Consider the following 20,292-nt stretch of genomic DNA (forward strand, 5'->3'; position numbering starts at 1 on the left):
TGACGAGACAATCGAGATGACCGACAATCGCAATACCATCCTCGCCGTCATTCTGTCCGGCCTGGTGCTGATCGCCTGGCAGTACTTCTACAATGTGCCGCAGATGGAGAAGCAGCGCGCCCAGCAGCAGGCGCAGTCCGAGCTCCAGAAGGGCAGCACGCCGCAGCCGGGCGCGTCCCCGACGCCGGGCAGCGCGCCGCAGCCCGGCGCGGCCCAGCCGTCGACGCCGGCCGCGAGCCCGCCCCAAGCGGTCGTTTCGCGCGAGACTGCCATTGCAGCGAGCCCGCGCGTCAAGATCGAGACGCCGCGGATCGCCGGCAGCATCTCGCTGAAGGGCGGCCGCATCGACGACATCGCGCTGGTGCAATATCGCGAGACGGTCGATCCGAAATCGCCGCCGATTGTCCTCTATTCGCCGTCGGGCACGGCGGAGCCCTATTACGCCGAGTTCGGCTGGGTTGCAGCGACGGGCGTGACGGCAAAGATGCCGGATGCCCAGACCGTCTGGCAGCAGGAGGGCAGCGGCAGCCTGACGCCGTCGACGCCCGTGGTGCTGAAATGGGACAATGGCGACGGCCTGACTTTCCGCCGCACCATCGCCGTCGACGACCATTATCTCTTCACCATCAAGGACGAGGTGAGCAATGTCGGCAACGCGCCCGTCACGCTCTATCCGTTCGCGCTGATCTCGCGCCACGGCGCGCCGCATGTCTCCGGCTACTATATCCTGCATGAGGGCCTGATCGGCTATCTCGGCGAACACAGGCTGCAGGAATATGCCTACAGCAAGATCGACGAAGCCAAGCAGGTGAACTTCAAGGCCACCAATGGCTGGCTCGGCATCACCGACAAATACTGGGCCTCCGCGCTGCTGCCGGATACCAACGCCCAGCTCCAGGCGCGCTTCTCGTCCAACCCGGTCGGCAAGGTCCATACCTACCAGACCGACTATCTGCTCGACCCCGTCACCGTCGCGATCGGCGGCACCGCGACGGCCAACGCGCGGCTGTTCGCAGGCGCCAAGGAAGCCGGCGTGGTCGGCATCAACTTCCCGCTCGCGGGCCTCGGCGGCTACAACAAGGCGCTCGGCCTCAACCAGTTCGACCTGCTGATCGACTGGGGCTGGTTCTATTTCCTCACCAAGCCGATGTTCCTCGGCCTCGACTTCTTCTTCCGCTTCTTCGGCAATTTCGGCGTCTCGATCTTGCTCGTCACGGTGATCGTGAAGCTGTTGTTCTTCCCGCTGGCGAACAAGTCCTACGCCTCGATGGCGAAGATGAAGTCGATCCAGCCGCAGCTGCTGGCACTGAAGGAGCGCTATCCCGACGACAAGGTGAAGCAGCAGCAGGAGATGATGGAGATCTACCGCAAGGAGAAGATCAATCCGGTCGCCGGCTGTCTGCCCGTGCTGATCCAGATTCCGGTGTTCTTCGCGCTCTACAAGGTGCTGTTCGTCACCATCGAGATGCGGCACGCGCCGTTCTTCGGCTGGATCAAGGACCTCTCCGCGCCGGACCCGACCAATCTCTTCAACCTGTTCGGGCTCATCCCGTTCGATCCGACCACGATTCCGGTGTTCGGCTATTACCTCGCGCTCGGCATCTGGCCGATCATCATGGGCATCACGATGTGGATCCAGATGAAGCTGAATCCGACGCCGCCGGATCCGACGCAGCAGATCATCTTCAACTGGATGCCGCTGATCTTCACCTTCATGCTGGCGGGATTCCCGGCGGGCCTCGTGATCTACTGGGCCTGGAACAACCTGCTCTCGGTGGTCCAGCAGGGCTACATCATGCGCCGCAACGGCGTGAAGGTGGAATTACTCGACAATCTCAAGGCGACGTTCGCGAGGAAGGCGACGTAAGCGTCGTCATTGCGAGGAGCCCTTGCGACGAAGCAATCCAGAGTCCCTCGGCGGATACATTTCTGGATTGCTTCGCTTCGCTCGCAATGACGCAAGGAAACAGCGAGGCTTCGCATGACCGACGACAAACATGCGAAGCTGATCGAGGCCGGGCGAAAACTGTTCGCTCGTGACTGGCAGTTCATCTGGGCCTCGCCTTCGATCGAAACGCTGCCGCCGATGGCGGGGCTGGAGATCGCCTTTGCCGGGCGCTCCAATGTCGGCAAGTCGAGCCTGATCAACGCGCTCACGGGCCGCAACGCGCTGGCGCGCACCTCGCATACGCCGGGCCGCACCCAGGAGCTGATCTTCTTCGAGGTCCCCGGCAAGAACGACCTGCGCCTCGTCGACATGCCCGGCTACGGCTATGCCAAGGCGCCGAAGAGCCAGGTCGCGTCCTGGACCGAGCTGATCCACAAATTCCTGCTGGGACGCGCCAGTCTCGCGCGCGTCTACGTGCTGATCGATGCGCGGCACGGGATCAAGGATGTCGATCTCGAGGTGCTGAAGACGCTCGACCGCTCCGCCGTCAGCTACCAGATCGTGCTGACCAAGGCCGACCAGGTGAAAGTCGCCGAGCTGCAAGCACGCATCGCCGAGACCGAGGCCGTGCTCGCCAAGCATCCGGCCGCGTTCCCGACCGTGCTCGCGACCTCGTCGCGCAGCGCGACCGGCATGGCCGAGCTTCGCGCCGCGATGGCGAAGCTCCTGGAAGAGCGGGCCTCGTGATGGCAGCGCACCGCCTGCTGATCGGGCTTGCCGGCTTGATGGGCGCCGCCGGCGTCGCGCTGGCCGCCGCGTCCGCCCATGGTGCCGACGCGAGCCGTCTTGCCTCCGCCAGCGCCATGCTGCTGTTTCATGCAAGTGCCATACTTGCGACCATCGCCTTGCTCACGCGCGGCCTTCTGCACGGCGGAATTGGAATCGTGGCGACGTTCGGCTTCGCGATCGGTGCCGCGCTGTTCGCAGGCGACCTCACCTTGCGGCAGTATGCCGGGCACGCGCTGTTTCCGATGGCGGCGCCGACGGGCGGGATGGTGATGATTGCGAGCTGGCTGGCGGTAAGTGTGGCGGCGGTGGTGGCGAAGCGCTGAATCCGTAGCCCGGATGGAGCGAAGCGCAATCCGGGGCCGGTGTCTGCGGCGACGAATCCCGGATTACGCTGCGCTCCATCCGGGCTACATAGCTGCCACACCTTTGCGCTGTCCCCGCCAATCGGATAGAACGCGCACCATTCGACCCGCCAGCGAGACCGCGACATGACCGACATCTCTCCGCTCGACCAGGCCCGCATCCTGTCCGAAGCGCTGCCGCACATGCAGCAATATGACGAGGAAACCATCGTCATCAAATATGGCGGCCATGCCATGGGCGACGAGGAGACCGCGAAGAACTTTGCCCGCGACATCGTGCTCTTGGAGCAGACCGCGATCAATCCGGTGGTGGTGCATGGCGGCGGGCCGCAGATCGCGACCATGCTCAAGCGTCTTGGGATCGTCTCGGAATTCGCCGCGGGCCTGCGCATCACCGATGCCGCGACCATCGAGATCGTCGAGATGGTGCTCGCCGGCTCCGTCAACAAGCAGATCGTCGGCTACATCAACGAGGCCGGCGGCAAGGCGGTGGGCCTGTCGGGCAAGGACGGCAACATGGTGAAGGCGACCAAGACGACGCGCACCATCGTCGATCCCGACTCGAACATCGAGAAGGCGATCGATCTCGGCTTCGTCGGCGACCCCGAGAAGGTCGACCTCACTTTGCTCAACCAGCTGATCGGCTACGAGCTGATCCCGGTGCTGGCGCCGCTCGCAACCTCGAAAGAGGGCCAGACGCTGAACATCAACGCCGACACCTTTGCAGGGGCCGTCGCCGGCGCGCTGAAAGCCAAGCGCCTGCTGCTGCTCACCGACGTGCCCGGCGTGCTCGACAAGTCGAAGAAGCTGATCCCGCAATTGTCGGTGAAGGACGCGCGAAAACTGATCGCCGACGGAACCATCTCCGGCGGCATGATCCCGAAGGTCGAGACCTGCATCTACGCGCTGGAGCAGGGCGTCGAGGGCGTCGTCATCATCGACGGCAAGATGCAGCACGCGGTGCTGCTCGAGCTCTTCACCAACCAGGGCACGGGCACGCTGATCCACAAGTGATGCGGGAACGCGAGCAGCGGAAGAAGGTCGTCATGCCCGGGCTTGTCCCGGGCATCCACGACCTTTCTTCTCGCGGCAAAGACGTGGATGGCCGGGTCAAGCCCGGCCATGACGATTTGAGAGAGCGTCATCCACGCCGCTCCCCCCTCACCCGCTTCCTGATGACGCTGCCTGCCGCAACTGTCTCCTTCTTCTTCTCCTCGGCGCCGGCGATCGCCGACCTCAAGATCTGCAACCGCATGTCCTATGTGGTCGAGGCCGCGATCGGCATCGACGACAAGGCGGCCACCGCGACGCGCGGCTGGTTCAGGATCGATCCCGCCGCCTGCCGCGTGGTGGTGCAGGGCACGCTGACCGCCGACCGCATCCTGCTCAACGCGCGCGCGCTCGGCGTCTACGGCGCGTCCCCGATCCCGCAAAGCGGCAACGACATGCTGTGCGTCGCGCAGGACAATTTCGTCATCGCGGCGGCGCGGCAGTGCCGCAGCGGCCAGACGCAGGTTCCCTTCACGCAGGTGACGCCGACGCAAAGCCCGGACGGCAACCTCGTCGCTTATCTCGCTGAGGATTCCGAATATGACGACGAGCAGGCGCGCCTCGCCGGCATCCAGCGGCTCCTGGTGATCGCAGGCTACGACGCCGCGCCGATCGATGGCGTCGACGGGCCAAAGACGCAGAGCGCGCTGGCCGCATTCCTGAAGAGCCGGGGCTTGTCGTCCGACATCGTGGGCTCGCAGAACTTCTTCAAGACCATGGTCGATGCCGTGCAGACGCCGTCCGCGACCGGCCTCACCTGGTGCAACGACACGCCGCACAAGGTGATGGCGGCGATCGCGACCGACGACGGCAAGGCCGTGACCAGCCGCGGCTGGTATCGCATCGATCCCAAGACCTGCCTGCACCCCGATGTATCAGGCCAGCCGAAGCAGATCTTCAGCTTCGCGGAAGCGGTCGACGCCGACAACCGAATCGTCAAGCTGAAGGACAAGCCGCTGAATTGGGGCGGCGACAGGCAGCTCTGCACACGCGAGACCAAGTTCGAGACCAGCGAGCAGACCGATTGCGGCGCGCGCGGCTTTGCGCCAACGGGCTTCGGCGCGGTAGACATGTCGAGCGGCGGCAAGACGCTGCGCTTTGCCGTGCCGTGAGATTGGCGCAATGATCAGCACGCAAGCATCCACAAGCTCCGCCGTCGTCCCCGCGAAGGCGGGGACCCATAACCCCAGGGAGTGGTTGCGGAGGGAAGCTGGTCACCCCGAGTCTTCGCAAAACTCCTCCCTGGGGTTATGGGTCCCGGGCTCGCGCTTCGCGCGCCCCGGGACGACAAGTTGAGAATGCCGATATGACCTTCCCCCGCAGCTTCAACCATGTCGACACCTGGGTGTTCGACCTCGACAACACGCTCTATCCGCATCACGTCAATCTGTGGCAGCAGGTCGATGCGCGGATCGGGGAGTTCGTCTGCAACTGGCTGAATGTCGGCCCGGAGGAAGCGCGGGCGATCCAGAAAGACTATTATCGCCGCTTCGGCACCACGATGCGCGGCATGATGACCCTGCACGGCGTCTCCGCCGACGACTACCTCGCCTATGTCCACAAGATCGACCACTCTCCGCTGGAGCCGAATCCGGCGCTTGGCGCGGCCATCGCAAAGCTGCCGGGCCGCAAGCTGATCCTCACCAACGGCTCGGTCGACCATGTCGATGCCGTGCTGGCGCGGCTCGGCTTCGCCGGCCATTTCGACGGCGTGTTCGACATCATCGCCGCCGAGTTCGAACCGAAGCCGGCGGAGCAGACCTACCGCAAGTTCCTCGGCCAGCATGCGGTCGATCCGACCCGCGCCGCCATGTTCGAGGACCTCGCCCGCAACCTCACCGTCCCCTACCGGCTCGGCATGACCACCGTGTTGGTGGTGCCCGACGGCACCAAGGAGGTGGTGCGCGAGGACTGGGAGCTGGAAGGCCGCGACGCCGCCCATGTCGACCACGTCACGGATGATCTGGCGGGGTTTTTGGCAAAGTTGTCGGGGTGATTTCGTAGCCTGGATGGAGCGCAGCGTAATCCGGGGCTGGCGTAGCTGCGGAGAGACTGTCCCGGATTGCGCTTCGCTCCATCCGGGCTACGGGTCTTCCCGGGTGGTGATCCAGAACGCAGCCTTGACTCCGCTCCGCCAAATCCCGAAAAAGCGCTCCAATTCTCGCGAAACCACGCGCTTCCCAGAGGAAATCACGATGTCCCTTGCAGCCCTCGAATCCACCATCAACAGCGCCTTCGAGGCGCGTGACGGCATCTCGACCACGACCAAGGGCGAGGTGCGCGAGGCCGTCGACCAGTCGCTGGAGATCCTGGACAAGGGCGAGGCGCGCGTTGCCGAGCGCGGCAGCGACGGCAAGTGGAAGGTCAATCAATGGCTGAAGAAGGCCGTGCTGCTGTCGTTCCGCCTCAACGACATGGACGTCATTGGCGGCGGCCCCGGCAAGGCAAGCTGGTGGGACAAGGTGCCCTCGAAGTTCGAAGGCTGGGGCCCGAACCGCTTCCGCGATGCCGGTTTTCGCGCGGTGCCCGGCGCGATCGTCCGCCGCTCGGCCTTCATCGCCAAGAACGTCGTCTTGATGCCGTCCTTCGTCAATCTCGGCGCCTATGTCGATGAGAGCACGATGGTCGACACCTGGGCCACCGTCGGCTCCTGCGCGCAGATCGGCAAGCGCGTGCACATCTCGGGCGGCGCCGGCATCGGCGGCGTGCTCGAGCCGCTGCAGGCCGAGCCGGTCATCATCGAGGACGATTGCTTCATCGGCGCGCGCTCGGAAGTCGCCGAAGGCGTGATCGTGCGCAAGGGCGCGGTGCTGGCGATGGGCGTGTTCCTGGGCGCCTCGACCAAGATCGTCGACCGCGAGACCGGCGAGGTCTTCATGGGCGAAGTGCCGGAATATTCCGTCGTGGTGCCCGGCGCGCTGCCCGGCAAGCCGATGAAGAACGGCCAGATCGGCCCGAGCACCGCTTGCGCCGTGATCGTCAAGCGCGTCGACGAGCGCACGCGGTCGAAGACCAGCATCAACGAGCTGCTGCGGGATTGATGCAAGGCGAGTAGCGAATGGCCAGTGGCGAATAGGGCGCCAATCCTACTTGCCATTCACCATTCACCATTCGCTGCTAGGATCGAACCCACCCTCCCTCCATCGCGACCAATTTCCGGGCGGCCATTCCGCCCGGAGCCACTCGCATGGACTGGATCTGGTACCTATTCCGCTTCGACGGCCGCATCAATCGCGCCCTGCTGTGGCAGGCGCTGCTGATCGTTGCGCTGCTGGCAGGCTTGCTGGAGGTGATCGGTCAGATCATTCATCTGCCCAATGCCGACGGATCGTTGAAGCTCTCGCTCAAGCTCGATTTCGGCCTTGGCGATCTGTTCAAGCTGGCCGATCCCCGGGAACACCCTTCACTCGCGTCTACCGACCGCGCGCCCCTGATCCTGAGGGCATTCGGCATGTCGCTGTTCCTGTGGGTCTATCTGGCAACGGCGATCAAGCGGCTGCACGACCGTGACAGGAGCGGCTGGTGGCTCGTTCCGTTTTTCCTCGTGCCCGGCCTGTTCAACCAGTTCTCGGACCTGCTCCCCGACACCAGCGTGATGCTTCTTTTCAACCTCGCCGCTTCGATGCTGTGGCTGTGGGGTCTCGTCGAGATGCTCTGCGTGCCCGGCACTGTCGGCGATAACCGGTTCGGGCCTGATCCGCTGGCCGGGATCGCGTATGAGTCCACGCCCGCCTCGCCGCCTGCGAAGAGCTGGGACCAGGGCCGCGAGATCGAAATTGTTCCGCCCAGCGCTAGCCCACCCGGCGGCATGCATGTTAAGCGGGGCGCATGACCGATGCCCTCTCGATCGCCCGCGACCTCATCCGTTGCCCCTCAGTCACTCCGGCCGATGCCGGCGCGCTCGGGGTGCTCGAAAAAATCCTGGGCGCTGCCGGTTTCACCTGTCACCGCGTGACCTTCAGCGAGGAAGGCACCGCCGACGTCGACAATCTCTACGCTCGGATCGGCACCGACGGTCCGCACATCACCTTCGCAGGCCACACCGATGTGGTGCCGCCCGGCGACGAGAGCGCCTGGAGCGTCGGCGCGTTCTCCGGAGAGGTGAAGGACGGCGTGCTGCATGGCCGCGGCGCGGTCGACATGAAAGGCGGCATCGCCTGCTCGGTCGCCGCGGTGCTGGAGCATCTCGCCGCCAACGGCGGCAAGCCGCGCAGCGACGGAAAGGGCTCGATCTCGTTCCTGATCACCGGCGACGAGGAAGACGTCTCGATCAACGGCACCATCAAGCTGCTGAAATGGGTCGCCGAGCGCGGCGAGAAATTCGACCATTGCGTGCTCGGCGAGCCCTCCAACGTCGAGACGCTCGGCGACACCATCAAGATCGGCCGGCGCGGCTCGCAATCCGGCACGCTCGTCGTCGACGGCGTGCAGGGCCACGTCGCCTATCCGCACCGCGCCTCCAATCCGGTGCCTGATATCTCGCGGCTGATCGTCGCGATCTCCGACGAGCCGCTCGACCATGGCAGCGCGCAATTCCAGGCGTCCAATCTCGAATTCGTCTCGGTCGACGTCGGCAACAAGGCCTTCAACGTCATCCCCGGCGAGGCCCGCGCAAGATTCAACATCCGCTACAACGACAACCACACCCAGGCGAGCTTGCGTGAATTGGTGGAGACGCGTCTCGCCAAAGCCTGCGGCAACCGCATCAAGGCCCGCATCGTCTGGGAGCCCTCGAACTCGAACGTGTTCGTGACCAAGCCGGGTCCGTTCACCGATCTCGCGGTCTCCGCGATCGAGGAGGTGACGGGGCGCAAGCCCGAGCTCTCGACCTCAGGCGGCACGTCGGATGCGCGATTCATCTCCTTCTATTGCCCCGTGATCGAGTTCGGCCTGGTCGGGCAGACCATGCACCAGATCGACGAGCGCGTGCCGGTGGCGGATCTGGAGAGGCTGACGAAAGTGTATCGCGGGATTTTGGCGCGGTATTTTGCTTGAGGCAGTGTTGCCTCCATAAACACGACCGTCATCGCCCGGCTTGACCGGGCGATCCAGTATTCCAGAGACGGCAGTGATTGAGCCGAGAGGCCGCGGCGTACTGGATGCCCCTGTCAAGCCGGGGCATGACACCGAGGTTTGGCGAGAGCGTGCCCGCTCTCTGCGCCGCTCGCCTAATAATCCACCTTCATCAAATACAGCCCCTCAGGCGGGGCGACGATGCCGCAGGCGGTGCGGTTGCGGGCTTTGAGTGCGGCGGAGAGATCGTCGGCGGTCCAGCGGCCCTCGCCGACCCAGACCAGGGATCCCACCATCGAGCGCACCTGGCTGTGCAGGAACGAGCGCGCCGAGGTGATGACGTTGATCTCGCGGCCATCGCGGATCACGTCCAGCTGGTCGAGTGTCTTCTCCGGCGATTTGGCCTGGCACTCGGTGTCGCGAAAGGTGGTGAAATCGTGCTTGCCGAGCAGGCGCTGCGCCGCCGCGTGCATTGCGTCGGCATCGAGCTTGCGCGGCACGCGCCAGGCGTGGCCGACATCGAGCGCGAGATTGGCGCGAGTGTTGACGATGCGATAGCGGTAGTGGCGCTTGACCGCCGAGAAGCGCGCCTCGAAATCGTCGGGCACGATCTCGGCCTCGAGCACCGCGATCGGATGCGGGCGCAGATGCGCGTTGAGCCCGTCGCGAAAACGGCCCGGCGGAAACTGCTTGTCGACGTCGACATGGGCGACCTGGCCGCGTGCATGCACGCCGGCATCGGTGCGGCCGGCACCGTGCACGCGCAGATCCGAACCAGTCATTGCCTTCACCGCGGCTTGCAGCGCGCCCTGCACCGATGGCAGCGTGTCCTGCACCTGCCAGCCGAAGAACGGCGCGCCGTCATATTCGATGGTGAGCTTGTAGCGGGGCATCGTGTCCAGTTTCGTCGTCATTGCCCGCCTTGTGCGCTGTTGCGCACTGGGGCGGGCAACCAGTACTCCGCAGCTTATCCGATTGACCGAGAAGCCTCGGCGTACTGGATACCCCGCCTTCGCGGGGTATGACAGTGTCAGGTGAATTTGGATCCCGCCTTTAACGGCACGCCGCGCAGGAAGTCCGCGGCCTGCATGCGGGCCTTGCCCTCGCGCTGCAGCTCGATGATGCGGATGGCGCCGTCGCCGCAGGCGACGGTAAGCTGATCGTCGAGCATTTCGCCAGGCGCGCCGGCGCCTTGCGCCAACTCGCAACGCAGGATTTTGACGCGGGCATCGTCAAGCTCGCTCCAGGCGCCGGGGAACGGCGAGAGGCCATGGACGTGGCGCAGCACTGCGCGCGCCGGCTTTGTCCAGTCGATCCGCGCCTCCGCCTTCTCGATCTTGGCGGCATAGGTGGCGCCGTCCTCGCTCTGCGCCTTGAGCTGGAGCCCGCCGCGTTCGAGCGCGGCCATCGCGCGCACCATCAGGTCGGCGCCAAGGCGGGACAGACGATCGTGCAGGTCGAGCGCGGTCATGTTGTCGGTGATCGTGATGCGCTCGGCCATGGCGACGTCGCCGGTATCTAAGCCGACATCCATCTTCATCACCATCACGCCGCTCTCGGCATCGCCGGCCATGATGGCGCGGTTGATCGGCGCGGCGCCGCGCCAGCGCGGCAACAGCGAGGCATGCAGATTGTAGCAGCCGAGTTTTGGCGCATCGAGGATCGCCTGTGGCAGGATCATGCCATAGGCGACGACGACGGCCGCGTCCGCATCGAAGGCGCGGAACTCCGCCAGCGCCTGCTCGGTCTTCAGCGTCTTCGGCGTCAGCACGGGAATGCCCAGCTTTCGCGCGGCCTCCTCGACCGGGGTCGGCTGCAATTGCAGGCCGCGCCGGCCGCCCGGCTTCGGCGCGCGGGTGTAGGCGGCCGCGATCTCGTGGCCATGCGCGACCAGCTCGAGCAGCGTCGGCACGGAGAAATCGGGCGTGCCCATGAAGATGAGGCGGAGGGGCATGTGACGAGACAATCCTTGAAACGAGCAAGGTACTCGTCATGGCCGGGCTTGTCCCGGCCATCCACGTTCGTCCTGCTCGCGGCGGCAAAGAACGTGGATGCCCGGGACAAGCCCGGGCATGACGGCGGAGGAATTATCACTCCGCCGCGCGCTTGGCGGCTTTCTCGAACTTCTTCATGACGCGGTCGCGCTTGAGCTTGGACAGATAGTCGACGAACAGCACGCCGTTGAGATGGTCGATCTCGTGCTGGATGCAGGTGGCGTAGAGGCCTTCGGCATCCTCCTCGTGCACCTTGCCGTCGAGATCGGTGAAGCGCACGCGCACCTTCGCGGGACGCTCGACCTCCTCGTAATATTCCGGGATCGACAGGCAGCCTTCCTCGTAGACCGACAGTTCCTCGGACGAGGCGATGATTTCAGGATTGATGAAGACGCGCGGCACGTGCTTGGTCTCGCCGCTCTCGTCACGCTTGGCGAGATCCATGGTGATGAGACGCAAGGGTTGCGCGACCTGGATCGCCGCCAGCCCGATGCCGGGCGCGTCGTACATGGTCTCGAACATGTCGTCGGCAAGCTTGCGGATCTCCGCCGTGACCTTCTCGATCGGCTTGGAGACCAGGCGCAGCTGCTTGTCGGGCAGGATGATGATTTCTCTGAGGGCCATGGCCGCGATTTAAGCCGCGCGCCGGATGCGGTCAATGCGGCCCGGAACCCGTTAACCCCTCGCTAACCATAAAACTTCACCTTTCATTAACCATGAAAATTAGGGGGCGGTTAACCCAGAATGTTCCCTCTTCGTTCGCGAGAGCGCAGCGAATCGGCTACAAGGCGGCATGAACGAGATCATTGTCATGCTGGGCGACTGGCCGGTGCGCATCGTCGATGCGCTGATCGGCTTCGGTGCGCTCGTCCTCATCCTGCTGGTTGTGATTGCGGTTGTGATCGCGCGCTCGGGGCGGCGTGGCGCGGAACTCGCCATGGCGAACGCAATCCGTGCCGACGAGCTCGAGGAGCGGCTCGCCCAGGTGCTGCACGCCCAGAGCGAGGCCTCGGGGCGGGTCGACGCCATGACCCAGGCGCTCGCCGGCCGCCAGGCCGAGATGGCGCGTGCGGTCAACGAGCGGCTTGATTCGGTGACGCATCGGGTCGGCCAGTCCATGGAACATTCGACCCGCAACACCATGGAGAGCCTGCGCGCGCTGCATGAACGGCTCGGCATCATCGACAACGCGCACAAGAACCTCACCGACCTCACCACGCAGGTGACCACTCTGCGCGACGTACTCGCCAACAAGCAGTCGCGCGGCGCGTTCGGCCAGGCGCGGATGGAGGCGATCGTCCAGGACGGTCTGCCCAAAGGCTCCTACGAGTTCCAGTTCACGCTCTCGACCGGAAAACGACCGGACTGCGTCGTGTTCCTGCCCGACCAGCGCCCGCTCTGCATCGACGCGAAGTTTCCGCTGGAGGCGATGACGGCGCTGCACGACGCCCGCACCGACGAGGAGCGGCGCGTTGCCACGCAGCGGCTGCGCGGCGACGTGATGAAGCATGTCAGCGACATCGCGGAAAAATACCTCGTCACCGGCGAGACCCAGGAGATGGCGCTGATGTTCGTGCCGTCGGAATCGGTCTATGCCGAGATCCATGACGGCTTCGACGACGTGATCCAGAAGGCCTATCGCGCCCGCGTCGTGCTGGTGTCGCCGTCGCTGCTGATGCTCGCGATCCAGGTGATGCAGCAGATCATGAAAGACGCGCGCATGCGCGACGCCGCCGACCAGATCCGCACCGAGGTGATCAAGCTCGGCGACGATTTGGGGCGCCTGCGCGACCGCGTGCTCAAGCTGCAAAAGCATTTTGCCGACGTGAACGAGGACGTCCGCCAGGTGCTGATCTCCGCCGACAAGATCGAAAAGCGCGCAGGGCGAATCGAGGAGCTCGATTTCAGCAAGAGCGATGCGCCGGAGGCGCCGCGCCTGGTGGCGACGGCGGAGCTGTTTCCGCGGAAGCTCCAGGCGGGGGAGTGAGACTAGGGCACACTGTCGTGCCCCGCGAAGGCGGGGCATCCAGTACGCCGTGACGATCGTTGTTAAGCCGACGTGCCGGCGTTTACTGGATCGCCCGCCTTCGCGGACGATGACGGCGGAATGGAAGGCGAAGATGGATCCACGCCAGTACGACGTGTACATTCTCGCCAGCCGAATTGGCGGCACGCTCTATATCGGCGTGGCGAACGATCTCATCCGCCGGTGGCGCAGCACAGGTTGAAGGTCATCGAAAGCTTCACGGAGAAGTACGACGTTGCCCGACTTGTCTACTTCGAGCAGTTCGACCATCCCGAGAATGCGATCAAGCGGGAGAAGCGGTTGAAGAAGTGGAATAGGGCCTGGAAGGTCCGCTTGATCGAGCAGCATAACCCAAACTGGGATGACCTCTATCCTGGAATAGCCGGACCATCATGATGGCGTCATGCTCGATGTCGTGCCCCGCGAAGGCGGGGCATCCAGTATTCCGCAGCCCGAGTGGTTGAACCGAGACGCCGCGGAGTACTGGATCGTCCGCCTTCGCGGACGATGACACCGAGCGTGTTGGAAGCTCTCCCGTCTCACCAGCTACCGCGAGAGTCTTTTCTCCCAGAATCTGCTAACACGCCCCCCATGACCGCACCCGACGCGACCTCCCCCGCCGCGACTTCCACCGCCTCGCCCTCCTGGCGCGACAGCCTTGCTGTTTACCTGCAGCCGCGGGTGCTGATCGTGCTGTTTCTCGGCTTCTCCTCGGGGCTGCCGCTGGCACTGTCGGGATCGACGCTGCTGGTGTGGATGGCCGAAGCCGGGGTCGATCTTGGAACGATCGGGCTGTTTGCGCTGGTTGGAACGCCATACACGCTCAAATTCCTGTGGGCGCCGCTGGTCGATGCGCTGCATGTGCCGTTCTTCACGCATGCCTTCGGACGTCGCCGTGGGTGGCTGGTGTTTGCGCAGCTGCTGCTGATCGGCGCGATCCTGCTGTTGGCGCTGACCGATCCGGCACGTTCGCCACTGCTTGTCGCGCTCGGCGCGCTGCTGGTCGCGACGATGTCCTCGACGCAGGACATCGTGGTCGACGCGTTCCGCGTCGAGAGCCTGCCCGAAAGCGAGCAGGCCGCCGGCATGGCCGCCTATGTCGCGGCCTATCGCATCGGCATGTTGGTCTCGACTGCAGGCGCCCTGTTCATCGTCACCGGCTTCGAGGCGATCGTCCCGCGTGGCGCCGCCTGGATGTGGGGCTATGTGGTGATGGCGGCTCTGGTGCTGATCGGCACGGCGACTGCGCTCGCCGCCACCGAGCCCGCACAATCCGCGCGCGCCGAGGCCGCCACGCAGGACGAGGGCGCGCTCACGCGGGTGTTCCATGCGGCGCTGGGCGCGTTCTCGGAATTCCTGCGACGCAAGGAAGCATGGGTCGTGCTCGCCTTCGTCGTGCTGTTCAAGTTCACCGACGCGTTCTCCGGCAACATGACCGTGCCGTTCGTCATCGACATCGGCTTCACGCGGAACGATTATGCCGTGATCGTCAAGGGCGTCGGCATCGTCGCGACCCTCGCCGGCGGCTTTGCCGGCGGCTTCGTGGCCCGGCGCTATTCGCTCGCGACCAGCCTGTGGATCGGCGGCATCGTGCAGGCGATGTCCAATTTGTCGTTCTCGTGGCTAGCGCTGGTCGGCGTCAACGAATGGGCGCTGACCCTCGCGATCACCTCCGACAATTTCTGCAACGCCATCGGCACCGTGATCTTCGTCGCCTATCTCTCGGCGCTGTGCCAGAACCCGCTGCACACGGCGACCCAATATGCACTGTTGACGGCGCTCGCCGCGGTGGGACGGACCTATTTGTCGTCGGGCGCAGGCTATCTGGCGAAAGCGACGGGCTGGCCGATGTTCTTCGCGATCTCCGTCCTCGTCGCCATCCCGAGCCTGATGCTGCTTGCGTACTTGCAGAAGCGCGGGCATTTCGAGGCGCTGGGGCCGGTGCGGGTGTAGGCACCCCTGTCATGCCCCGCGAAGGCGGGGCATCCAGTACTCCGAGACAGTCGTGATCGACCGAGAAGCTGCGGCGTACTGGATCGCCGCCTTCGCGGGCGATGACACCGGAATCGGGGAGACGACTCCACCCCTACTGCTTCTTGATCAGGCTCCACTTCGTGATCACGGCCTCGCTCATCTGGCCGGGATCGCTGGCGCAGGCGACCTCGTCCACCTTCACGGAGATCTCCTTGCCGACGAAGGATTTCAGCTGGGCGGCCTGCGCCTCGCTGGAGGTGACGAGCTGGAACGTCTCAGGGCCGGTTTCGAGATTGCACAGCCCGTTCGGCGGCGGCAGGCGGCGCGGTTCCGACGTGATCTGGTAGGTCGCGACGCGCTTGCCGTTCTTGACGTCGCGCACCTTCATCGCGTTGAGCTCGCCGGAGAGCACATCGCCAGTGTTGATCGGCTTCCCGGGCTTGGACGGCGGCAGCGCCGCGTCGCCCTGCTGCGCGGAGATGGCCGGGGTCACCAGCATCAGCATCGTCGCGACCAAAGCCCATCGCGTGGCGAAAAGTTTCGTCATGTCGTCCGTTCCGTAAAGTCTGGATGGAGATTCCTGTTTTGACGCGTTTTCTTCACGCGAACCGGTATCCACTTCGCTCGAAAACGCTCTAGAACAGGGTGCGCTGCCGCATCGCAGCCGATAGCGTACCTTCATCGAGATAATCAAGCTCGCCGCCGACGGGAACCCCGTGGGCGAGCCGCGTCACCTTCACATTGGCGTCCTGAAGCAGGTCGGTGATGTAATGCGCCGTGGTCTGGCCGTCCACCGTCGCATTCAGCGCTAGGATGATTTCATGCACTTGCGAATCATGCGCGCGCGCCACCAGCGCGTCGATGGTGAGGTCCTGCGGGCCGACGCCGTCGAGCGGCGACAATGTCGCGCCGAGTACATGATAGCGACCCTGGGTCGCATTGGCCCGCTCCAGCGCCCAGAGGTCGGCGACATCGGCGACGACGACGATGATGGCAGGATCGCGCTTCGGATCGGTGCAGACGGTGCAGGGGTTTTGCGTGTCGATGTTGCCGCAGGTCTTGCAGACCTGGACCTTGTCCAGCGCCACCTGCAAGGCGCTCGACAACGGGATCATCAGCGCTTCGCGCTTCTTGATCAGATGCAGCGCCGCGCGCCGCGCCGAGCGCGGACCGAGGCCCGGCAGCCGCGCGAGCAGCTGGACCAGCCGCTCGATCTCGGGACCTGCAACAGCGCCCATCTTATTGGCCGAACAGCCCCGGCGGCAGGCCGAGCCCGCCGGTGAGGGCCTGCATCTTCTCCTGCATGGCGGTCTCGGCCTTGCGGCGCGCATCAGCGAGGGCGGTGACGAGCAGGTCTTCCAGCACCTCGCGCTCCTCGGCCTTCATCAGCGAAGGATCGATCTTGATGCCCTTGACGTCCATCTTCGCGGTCATGCGCACGGCGACGAGACCGCCGCCGGAAATGCCTTCGACCTCGACGTTGGCGAGCTGGTCCTGCATCTCCTGCATCTTGGATTGCAGCTGCGCCGCCTGTTTCATCATGCCGAGAAAATCAGCCATGGGTGCGTGTCCTTGGAAAGAATGGTTCAGAGATCGTCGCCGTCGGAACCGTCGGGCGGATCGTCGCTGCCATAGTCGGCGTTAATATCGGTTTCCGGCGTCTCGGGAGCAAGCCTGCGGACCTCGACGACCTTGGCGCCGGGGAAACGCGACAGCACCTCCTGCACGCGCGGATCGGCTTCCGCGGTACGGGCATGCTCCTGCTTGGCCGCCTGGTTCACCGAGCGCAAAGTCGGCTGGCCCTGCTCGTTGGAGACGATCACGGTCCAGCGGCGGCCGGTCCACAGCTCGAACTTCTTCGCAAGTTCCGAGATCATGGTCTTGGAAGCGTTGGGCTCGAGCGCGACTTCCAGCCGCCCCTCCTCGAAACGGACGAGGCGCATGTCGCCTTCGAGCGCGCTCTTGGTCATGATGTCGCGCTTCTGCCCTGCGAGCGCAACCAGCTGGGTGAAGCTCGCGATGCGCAGCTGGGGCGCCGCCCCTTGCGTATCCGGCGCGGGGGCCGCCATCTGCGGCCGGGCGCCACCGCCAAACGCTGGAGCCGAGGCTGTCGGCATGCGCACGGGCGCAGCTGACATCGGCGCTGCGGAGGCAACCGGCGCGGCCGGCGCGCCGTTGCGCGCGCTACTTCCGCCGTTCACGACCGGCGAGCCGCCGCCGTTCTGCTCGAGCATTCTGATCGCTTCGTCGGGTGTCGGCAGGTCGGCGACATAGGCGATGCGCACCAGAACCATTTCGGCCGCGGCTGCGGGACGCGTTGCGGCCTGCACCTCGGCGATGCCCTTAAGCAGCATCTGCCACATCCGCGACAGCACGCGCATCGAGATCTTGGAGGCGAACTCCTTGGCGCGCACCCGCTCGGTCTCGCCATAGGCGACGTTGTCGGCGGTCGCCGGGATGACCTTCACACGGGTGACGAAATTGACGAACTCGGCGAGGTCCGAGAGCACGACGATGGGATCGGCGCCGACATCGTATTGGTCGCGGAACTCCTTGAAGGCGGACGCGATGTCGCCGCGCGCCAGCGACTCGAACAGATCGATGACCCGGGTGCGGTCGGCAAGGCCCAGCATCTGCCTGACGGCATCGGCCTTCACCTGCCCCGCCGCATGCGCGATCGCCTGGTCGAGCAGCGACAGCGAATCGCGCACCGAGCCCTCCGCGGCGCGCGCAATGATGCCGAGCGCTTCCGGCTCGATCTCGACGTTTTCCTTCGCCGCAATGCTGGCGAGGTGCTTCATCAGCACGTCGGCCTCGACGCGGCGCAGGTCGAAGCGCTGGCAACGCGACAGCACGGTGACCGGAACCTTGCGGATCTCGGTCGTCGCGAACACGAACTTGGCGTGCTCGGGCGGTTCCTCCAGCGTCTTCAGGAAGGCGTTGAACGCCGCCGTCGACAGCATGTGGACTTCGTCGATGATGTAGACCTTGTAGCGGGCGCTGGCCGGGGCATAGCGCACGCTGTCATTGATCTGGCGGACGTCGTCGACGCCGGTATGCGAGGCCGCGTCCATCTCCAGCACGTCCATGTGCCGGCTTTCCATGATCGCCTGGCAATGAACTCCCAACGTCGGCATGTGGATGGTCGGCCCCTTCACCGATCCATCCGGCATCTCGTAGTTGAGTGCGCGGGCGAGAATGCGCGCGGTGGTGGTCTTACCGACCCCGCGGACGCCGGTGAGAATCCAGGCCTGCGGAATGCGGCCGGTCTCGAACGCATTGGAGACGGTACGGACCACGGCCTCCTGGCCGATCAGGTCGTCGAACGAGGATGGGCGGTATTTGCGCGCCAGCACCCGGTAGGGCGCATTGCCGGCCTGGCCGGCGCTATCGGGATCGGGAGGGGCGCCAGCGTCGGTCATCGGTCGATCCGCAATGAAATGTCTCTTGGCCGGCTTTTGCGGAAAGGAGCGCGCTGGCGGCTGGTGCCGCCGGCGCTGGTTCGCTCGAAAAACAGGTAGGAGACTGACGAGCGACCCGATCCGGACCTCGTTAGGGCTGCTTCCTTCCGGACCTGACCCGGTTGGCGAGTGGCTCGTCCACCGCCAATCTCCCGGTCCCTATTTGGGGCCAAAGGGAGCGGAAAGCAAGCGGGGTCTGGGGCTGTTCCGACGGCGCTTGGGGACTTCCAGCGCCGAATTCGCCCTCATTCGGCCTGCATCGGGTCCGGCGCATAAGGACCATGGCGCATACGCATGTTGTGTGGGGGCGTGGTCTCTGCGACGGTAAGAATCAATTCAGAGAAGCCTTGATGCCCGAACCCGCCTGGTCGCTGCACTCCCGCCTGAAAGAGGACACCATCGATATCGGCGACCTGCCGCTGTCGAAGGTGCTGGTCATCAAGGACGCGCATTATCCCTGGCTGCTGCTGGTGCCGCGGCGCGCCGACACGGTCGAGATCATCGATCTTGACGAGGTGCAGCAGGCGCAGTTGATGACCGAGATCTCCCGCGTCTCGCGCGCTCTGAAGGAGATCACCGGATGCGACAAGCTCAACATCGCCGCGCTCGGCAACCTCGTGCCGCAGCTGCACGTCCACATCATCGCGCGCCGCACCAGTGACGCGGCCTGGCCGCGGCCGGTGTGGGGCGTGATGCCGCCGCTGGCGCATGACGCCGCGGAGGTTCAGAATTTCATCAGCGCGCTTCGCCGCAAGATCTGGTTGGGTTGAAAGAACGATAATGTCAGCATTCAACGCGTTTCCGCTCGGGCAGCCGGCCTTCGTCACCAACGTCCTCGACCGCGCCGCGCATCTGCGCCGCGACGACGAAAAGCTGTTCGCGCTGGAGCAGAAGCCGTCCTCGCGCGCCTACGTGGTCTATCGCGACTCGCTGCTGGTGAAGCGCGAGGGCGACAAGGTGCGGGCGCTGCTCGGAATCGACGAGGCGCTGAAATGCGGCGCCAATCCCGGCACGGTGTTCCTCGGGCTTCGCGACGGTGCGGCCGTGTTCGGCATGGGCCTGTCGCAGGCCGCCGCCGAGAAGCTGGTCGGCCGCGAGGATTATACCGTGACCGAGCTGCGCGGCATGGCGATGCAGGGCGCGATCCCGCCCGAGGAGCTCTCGGCCGTCGCGATGGCAAAGTCGATGGTGGGATGGCATCAGCGCCACGGCTATTGCGCCAATTGCGGCGTACGCACCAGCATGAAGGAAGGCGGCTGGAAGCGCGACTGCCCGAGTTGCAAGGCCGAGCATTTTCCGCGCACCGATCCGGTCGTGATCATGCTGGTGGCGTCCGGCGACAAGTGCCTGCTCGGACGCCAGAAGCAGTTTCCGGCAGGGATGTATTCGTGCCTCGCCGGCTTCGTCGAAGCGGCCGAGACCATCGAGGACGCGGTGCGCCGAGAAATCTTCGAAGAGTCCGGGATCCGCTGCACCGACGTGCAATATTACATGACCCAGCCCTGGCCCTATCCGTCGTCCCTGATGATCGGCTGCAGCGCGCAGGCGCTGAACGAGGACATCGTCGTCGATCGGATGGAGCTGGAAGACGCGCGCTGGTTCACGCGCGAGGAGGCGGCGAAGATGCTGACGCGGACGCATCCGGACGGGTTGGCCGGCCCGCATCCGTTCGCGATCGCCCATCATCTGCTCGGCCGTTGGGTGCACGACAAGAGCAGCGCCTGAGCCGAGCCGA

General features: G+C 65.0%; 20 protein-coding genes, 1 other RNA gene and 1 pseudogene. 14 read left to right on the forward strand and 8 right to left on the reverse strand.

The window, feature by feature from the left end; genetic code table 11:
* Positions 1-16 precede the first annotated feature (16 nt).
* The 9 genes from yidC to dapE all read left to right on the forward strand — a co-directional run bounded on the left by yidC (position 17) and on the right by dapE (position 9,084).
* The gene (gene yidC, locus I6F20_RS16475) at positions 17-1,867 is read left to right on the forward strand and encodes a membrane protein insertase YidC (RefSeq protein WP_036041754.1); all 1,851 of its coding nucleotides are present in this window, start codon (positions 17-19) and stop codon (positions 1,865-1,867) included.
* A 114-nt stretch (positions 1,868-1,981) separates the two neighbouring features.
* Entirely contained in the window at positions 1,982-2,635 is a 654-nt protein-coding gene (gene yihA, locus I6F20_RS16480; RefSeq protein WP_225126998.1) for a ribosome biogenesis GTP-binding protein YihA/YsxC, read from the forward strand.
* Entirely contained in the window at positions 2,635-3,000 is a 366-nt protein-coding gene (locus I6F20_RS16485) for a DUF423 domain-containing protein (protein WP_225114333.1), read from the forward strand. Before yihA ends, I6F20_RS16485 begins: the two co-directional genes overlap by 1 nt.
* Before the next feature lie 165 nt (positions 3,001-3,165).
* Positions 3,166-4,053 (forward strand): acetylglutamate kinase, encoded by an 888-nt coding sequence (gene argB, locus I6F20_RS16490; protein ID WP_036014067.1) that lies wholly within the window; start codon positions 3,166-3,168, stop codon positions 4,051-4,053.
* Between the two features lie 161 nt (positions 4,054-4,214).
* Complete coding sequence (locus tag I6F20_RS16495) at positions 4,215-5,201, forward strand: DUF1036 domain-containing protein (RefSeq protein ID WP_036026517.1); 987 nt, start codon at positions 4,215-4,217, stop codon at positions 5,199-5,201.
* Between the two features lie 194 nt (positions 5,202-5,395).
* Positions 5,396-6,085, forward strand: coding sequence for a pyrimidine 5'-nucleotidase (locus tag I6F20_RS16500; RefSeq protein ID WP_057027530.1), 690 nt, complete (start codon positions 5,396-5,398; stop codon positions 6,083-6,085).
* Positions 6,086-6,284: 199 nt separating this feature from the next.
* Positions 6,285-7,130 carry a 2,3,4,5-tetrahydropyridine-2,6-dicarboxylate N-succinyltransferase gene (gene dapD, locus I6F20_RS16505; protein WP_128264986.1) on the forward strand — a complete coding sequence of 282 codons (846 nt, stop codon included), beginning with the start codon at positions 6,285-6,287 and terminating at the stop codon, positions 7,128-7,130.
* Positions 7,131-7,276: 146 nt separating this feature from the next.
* Positions 7,277-7,921, forward strand: a complete 645-nt coding sequence (locus I6F20_RS16510) for a DUF805 domain-containing protein (protein WP_036014086.1) — start codon at positions 7,277-7,279, stop codon at positions 7,919-7,921.
* The gene (gene dapE, locus I6F20_RS16515; RefSeq protein WP_109145454.1) at positions 7,918-9,084 is read left to right on the forward strand and encodes a succinyl-diaminopimelate desuccinylase; all 1,167 of its coding nucleotides are present in this window, start codon (positions 7,918-7,920) and stop codon (positions 9,082-9,084) included. Before I6F20_RS16510 ends, dapE begins: the two co-directional genes overlap by 4 nt.
* A 173-nt stretch (positions 9,085-9,257) precedes the next feature.
* On the opposite strand, the gene truA is transcribed toward dapE, so the two are convergent.
* From truA to def, 3 genes are all read right to left on the reverse strand, one after another.
* Positions 9,258-9,995, reverse strand: a complete 738-nt coding sequence (gene truA / locus I6F20_RS16520; protein WP_225127162.1) for a tRNA pseudouridine(38-40) synthase TruA — start codon at positions 9,993-9,995, stop codon at positions 9,258-9,260.
* 137 nt (positions 9,996-10,132) lie between these two features.
* Complete coding sequence (gene fmt, locus I6F20_RS16525) at positions 10,133-11,056, reverse strand: methionyl-tRNA formyltransferase (protein ID WP_225127000.1); 924 nt, start codon at positions 11,054-11,056, stop codon at positions 10,133-10,135.
* A gap of 136 nt (positions 11,057-11,192) precedes the next feature.
* Positions 11,193-11,720 (reverse strand): peptide deformylase, encoded by a 528-nt coding sequence (def, locus tag I6F20_RS16530; protein ID WP_036026503.1) that lies wholly within the window; start codon positions 11,718-11,720, stop codon positions 11,193-11,195.
* Between the two features lie 169 nt (positions 11,721-11,889).
* Between def and I6F20_RS16535 the strand changes: the two genes are divergently transcribed.
* The 3 genes and pseudogenes from I6F20_RS16535 to I6F20_RS16545 all read left to right on the forward strand — a co-directional run bounded on the left by I6F20_RS16535 (position 11,890) and on the right by I6F20_RS16545 (position 15,075).
* Positions 11,890-13,083 (forward strand): DNA recombination protein RmuC, encoded by a 1,194-nt coding sequence (locus I6F20_RS16535; protein WP_225127001.1) that lies wholly within the window; start codon positions 11,890-11,892, stop codon positions 13,081-13,083.
* 133 nt (positions 13,084-13,216) lie between these two features.
* Positions 13,217-13,518: pseudogene (locus I6F20_RS16540) on the forward strand (GIY-YIG nuclease family protein).
* Between the two features lie 195 nt (positions 13,519-13,713).
* Positions 13,714-15,075, forward strand: a complete 1,362-nt coding sequence (locus I6F20_RS16545; RefSeq protein ID WP_225127003.1) for an AmpG family muropeptide MFS transporter — start codon at positions 13,714-13,716, stop codon at positions 15,073-15,075.
* 133 nt (positions 15,076-15,208) lie between these two features.
* Here I6F20_RS16545 and I6F20_RS16550 read toward each other — a convergent pair whose 3' ends face one another.
* From I6F20_RS16550 to ffs, 5 genes are all read right to left on the reverse strand, one after another.
* Positions 15,209-15,643, reverse strand: coding sequence for a hypothetical protein (locus I6F20_RS16550; protein WP_036041781.1), 435 nt, complete (start codon positions 15,641-15,643; stop codon positions 15,209-15,211).
* A gap of 88 nt (positions 15,644-15,731) precedes the next feature.
* Positions 15,732-16,334, reverse strand: coding sequence for a recombination mediator RecR (gene recR, locus I6F20_RS16555; protein ID WP_225127005.1), 603 nt, complete (start codon positions 16,332-16,334; stop codon positions 15,732-15,734).
* A 1-nt stretch (position 16,335) separates the two neighbouring features.
* Entirely contained in the window at positions 16,336-16,656 is a 321-nt protein-coding gene (locus I6F20_RS16560) for a YbaB/EbfC family nucleoid-associated protein (RefSeq protein WP_157283374.1), read from the reverse strand.
* Positions 16,657-16,682: 26 nt separating this feature from the next.
* Positions 16,683-18,518 carry a DNA polymerase III subunit gamma/tau gene (locus I6F20_RS16565; protein ID WP_225127007.1) on the reverse strand — a complete coding sequence of 612 codons (1,836 nt, stop codon included), beginning with the start codon at positions 18,516-18,518 and terminating at the stop codon, positions 16,683-16,685.
* A gap of 95 nt (positions 18,519-18,613) precedes the next feature.
* Positions 18,614-18,710: signal recognition particle sRNA small type (ffs, locus tag I6F20_RS16570), an RNA gene on the reverse strand.
* Positions 18,711-18,907: 197 nt separating this feature from the next.
* On the opposite strand from ffs, the gene I6F20_RS16575 reads away from it, so the two are divergent.
* Both I6F20_RS16575 and nudC read left to right on the forward strand, forming a co-directional pair.
* Positions 18,908-19,327, forward strand: a complete 420-nt coding sequence (locus I6F20_RS16575; RefSeq protein ID WP_225127008.1) for an HIT domain-containing protein — start codon at positions 18,908-18,910, stop codon at positions 19,325-19,327.
* A gap of 10 nt (positions 19,328-19,337) precedes the next feature.
* Positions 19,338-20,282 carry an NAD(+) diphosphatase gene (gene nudC, locus I6F20_RS16580; protein ID WP_225127009.1) on the forward strand — a complete coding sequence of 315 codons (945 nt, stop codon included), beginning with the start codon at positions 19,338-19,340 and terminating at the stop codon, positions 20,280-20,282.
* Positions 20,283-20,292: the final 10 nt, after the last annotated feature.

Source organism: Bradyrhizobium sp. IC3123, assembly GCF_020193625.1.
Classification (GTDB): Bacteria; Pseudomonadota; Alphaproteobacteria; order Rhizobiales; family Xanthobacteraceae; genus Bradyrhizobium; species Bradyrhizobium yuanmingense.

Excerpts from the sequence above, each read along its gene's own strand:
- yidC (WP_036041754.1), top strand. The coding sequence starts at position 17 with ATGACCGACAATCGCAATACCATCCTCGCCGTCATTCTGTCCGGCCTG.
- yihA (WP_225126998.1), top strand. The coding sequence starts at position 1,982 with ATGACCGACGACAAACATGCGAAGCTGATCGAGGCCGGGCGAAAACTG.
- I6F20_RS16485 (WP_225114333.1), top strand. The coding sequence starts at position 2,635 with ATGGCAGCGCACCGCCTGCTGATCGGGCTTGCCGGCTTGATGGGCGCC.
- argB (WP_036014067.1), top strand. The coding sequence starts at position 3,166 with ATGACCGACATCTCTCCGCTCGACCAGGCCCGCATCCTGTCCGAAGCG.
- I6F20_RS16495 (WP_036026517.1), top strand. The coding sequence starts at position 4,215 with ATGACGCTGCCTGCCGCAACTGTCTCCTTCTTCTTCTCCTCGGCGCCG.
- I6F20_RS16500 (WP_057027530.1), top strand. The coding sequence starts at position 5,396 with ATGACCTTCCCCCGCAGCTTCAACCATGTCGACACCTGGGTGTTCGAC.
- dapD (WP_128264986.1), top strand. The coding sequence starts at position 6,285 with ATGTCCCTTGCAGCCCTCGAATCCACCATCAACAGCGCCTTCGAGGCG.
- I6F20_RS16510 (WP_036014086.1), top strand. The coding sequence starts at position 7,277 with ATGGACTGGATCTGGTACCTATTCCGCTTCGACGGCCGCATCAATCGC.
- dapE (WP_109145454.1), top strand. The coding sequence starts at position 7,918 with ATGACCGATGCCCTCTCGATCGCCCGCGACCTCATCCGTTGCCCCTCA.
- truA (WP_225127162.1), bottom strand. The coding sequence starts at position 9,995 with ATGCCCCGCTACAAGCTCACCATCGAATATGACGGCGCGCCGTTCTTC.
- fmt (WP_225127000.1), bottom strand. The coding sequence starts at position 11,056 with ATGCCCCTCCGCCTCATCTTCATGGGCACGCCCGATTTCTCCGTGCCG.
- def (WP_036026503.1), bottom strand. The coding sequence starts at position 11,720 with ATGGCCCTCAGAGAAATCATCATCCTGCCCGACAAGCAGCTGCGCCTG.
- I6F20_RS16535 (WP_225127001.1), top strand. The coding sequence starts at position 11,890 with ATGAACGAGATCATTGTCATGCTGGGCGACTGGCCGGTGCGCATCGTC.
- I6F20_RS16545 (WP_225127003.1), top strand. The coding sequence starts at position 13,714 with ATGACCGCACCCGACGCGACCTCCCCCGCCGCGACTTCCACCGCCTCG.
- I6F20_RS16550 (WP_036041781.1), bottom strand. The coding sequence starts at position 15,643 with ATGACGAAACTTTTCGCCACGCGATGGGCTTTGGTCGCGACGATGCTG.
- recR (WP_225127005.1), bottom strand. The coding sequence starts at position 16,334 with ATGGGCGCTGTTGCAGGTCCCGAGATCGAGCGGCTGGTCCAGCTGCTC.
- I6F20_RS16560 (WP_157283374.1), bottom strand. The coding sequence starts at position 16,656 with ATGGCTGATTTTCTCGGCATGATGAAACAGGCGGCGCAGCTGCAATCC.
- I6F20_RS16565 (WP_225127007.1), bottom strand. The coding sequence starts at position 18,518 with ATGACCGACGCTGGCGCCCCTCCCGATCCCGATAGCGCCGGCCAGGCC.
- I6F20_RS16575 (WP_225127008.1), top strand. The coding sequence starts at position 18,908 with ATGCCCGAACCCGCCTGGTCGCTGCACTCCCGCCTGAAAGAGGACACC.
- nudC (WP_225127009.1), top strand. The coding sequence starts at position 19,338 with ATGTCAGCATTCAACGCGTTTCCGCTCGGGCAGCCGGCCTTCGTCACC.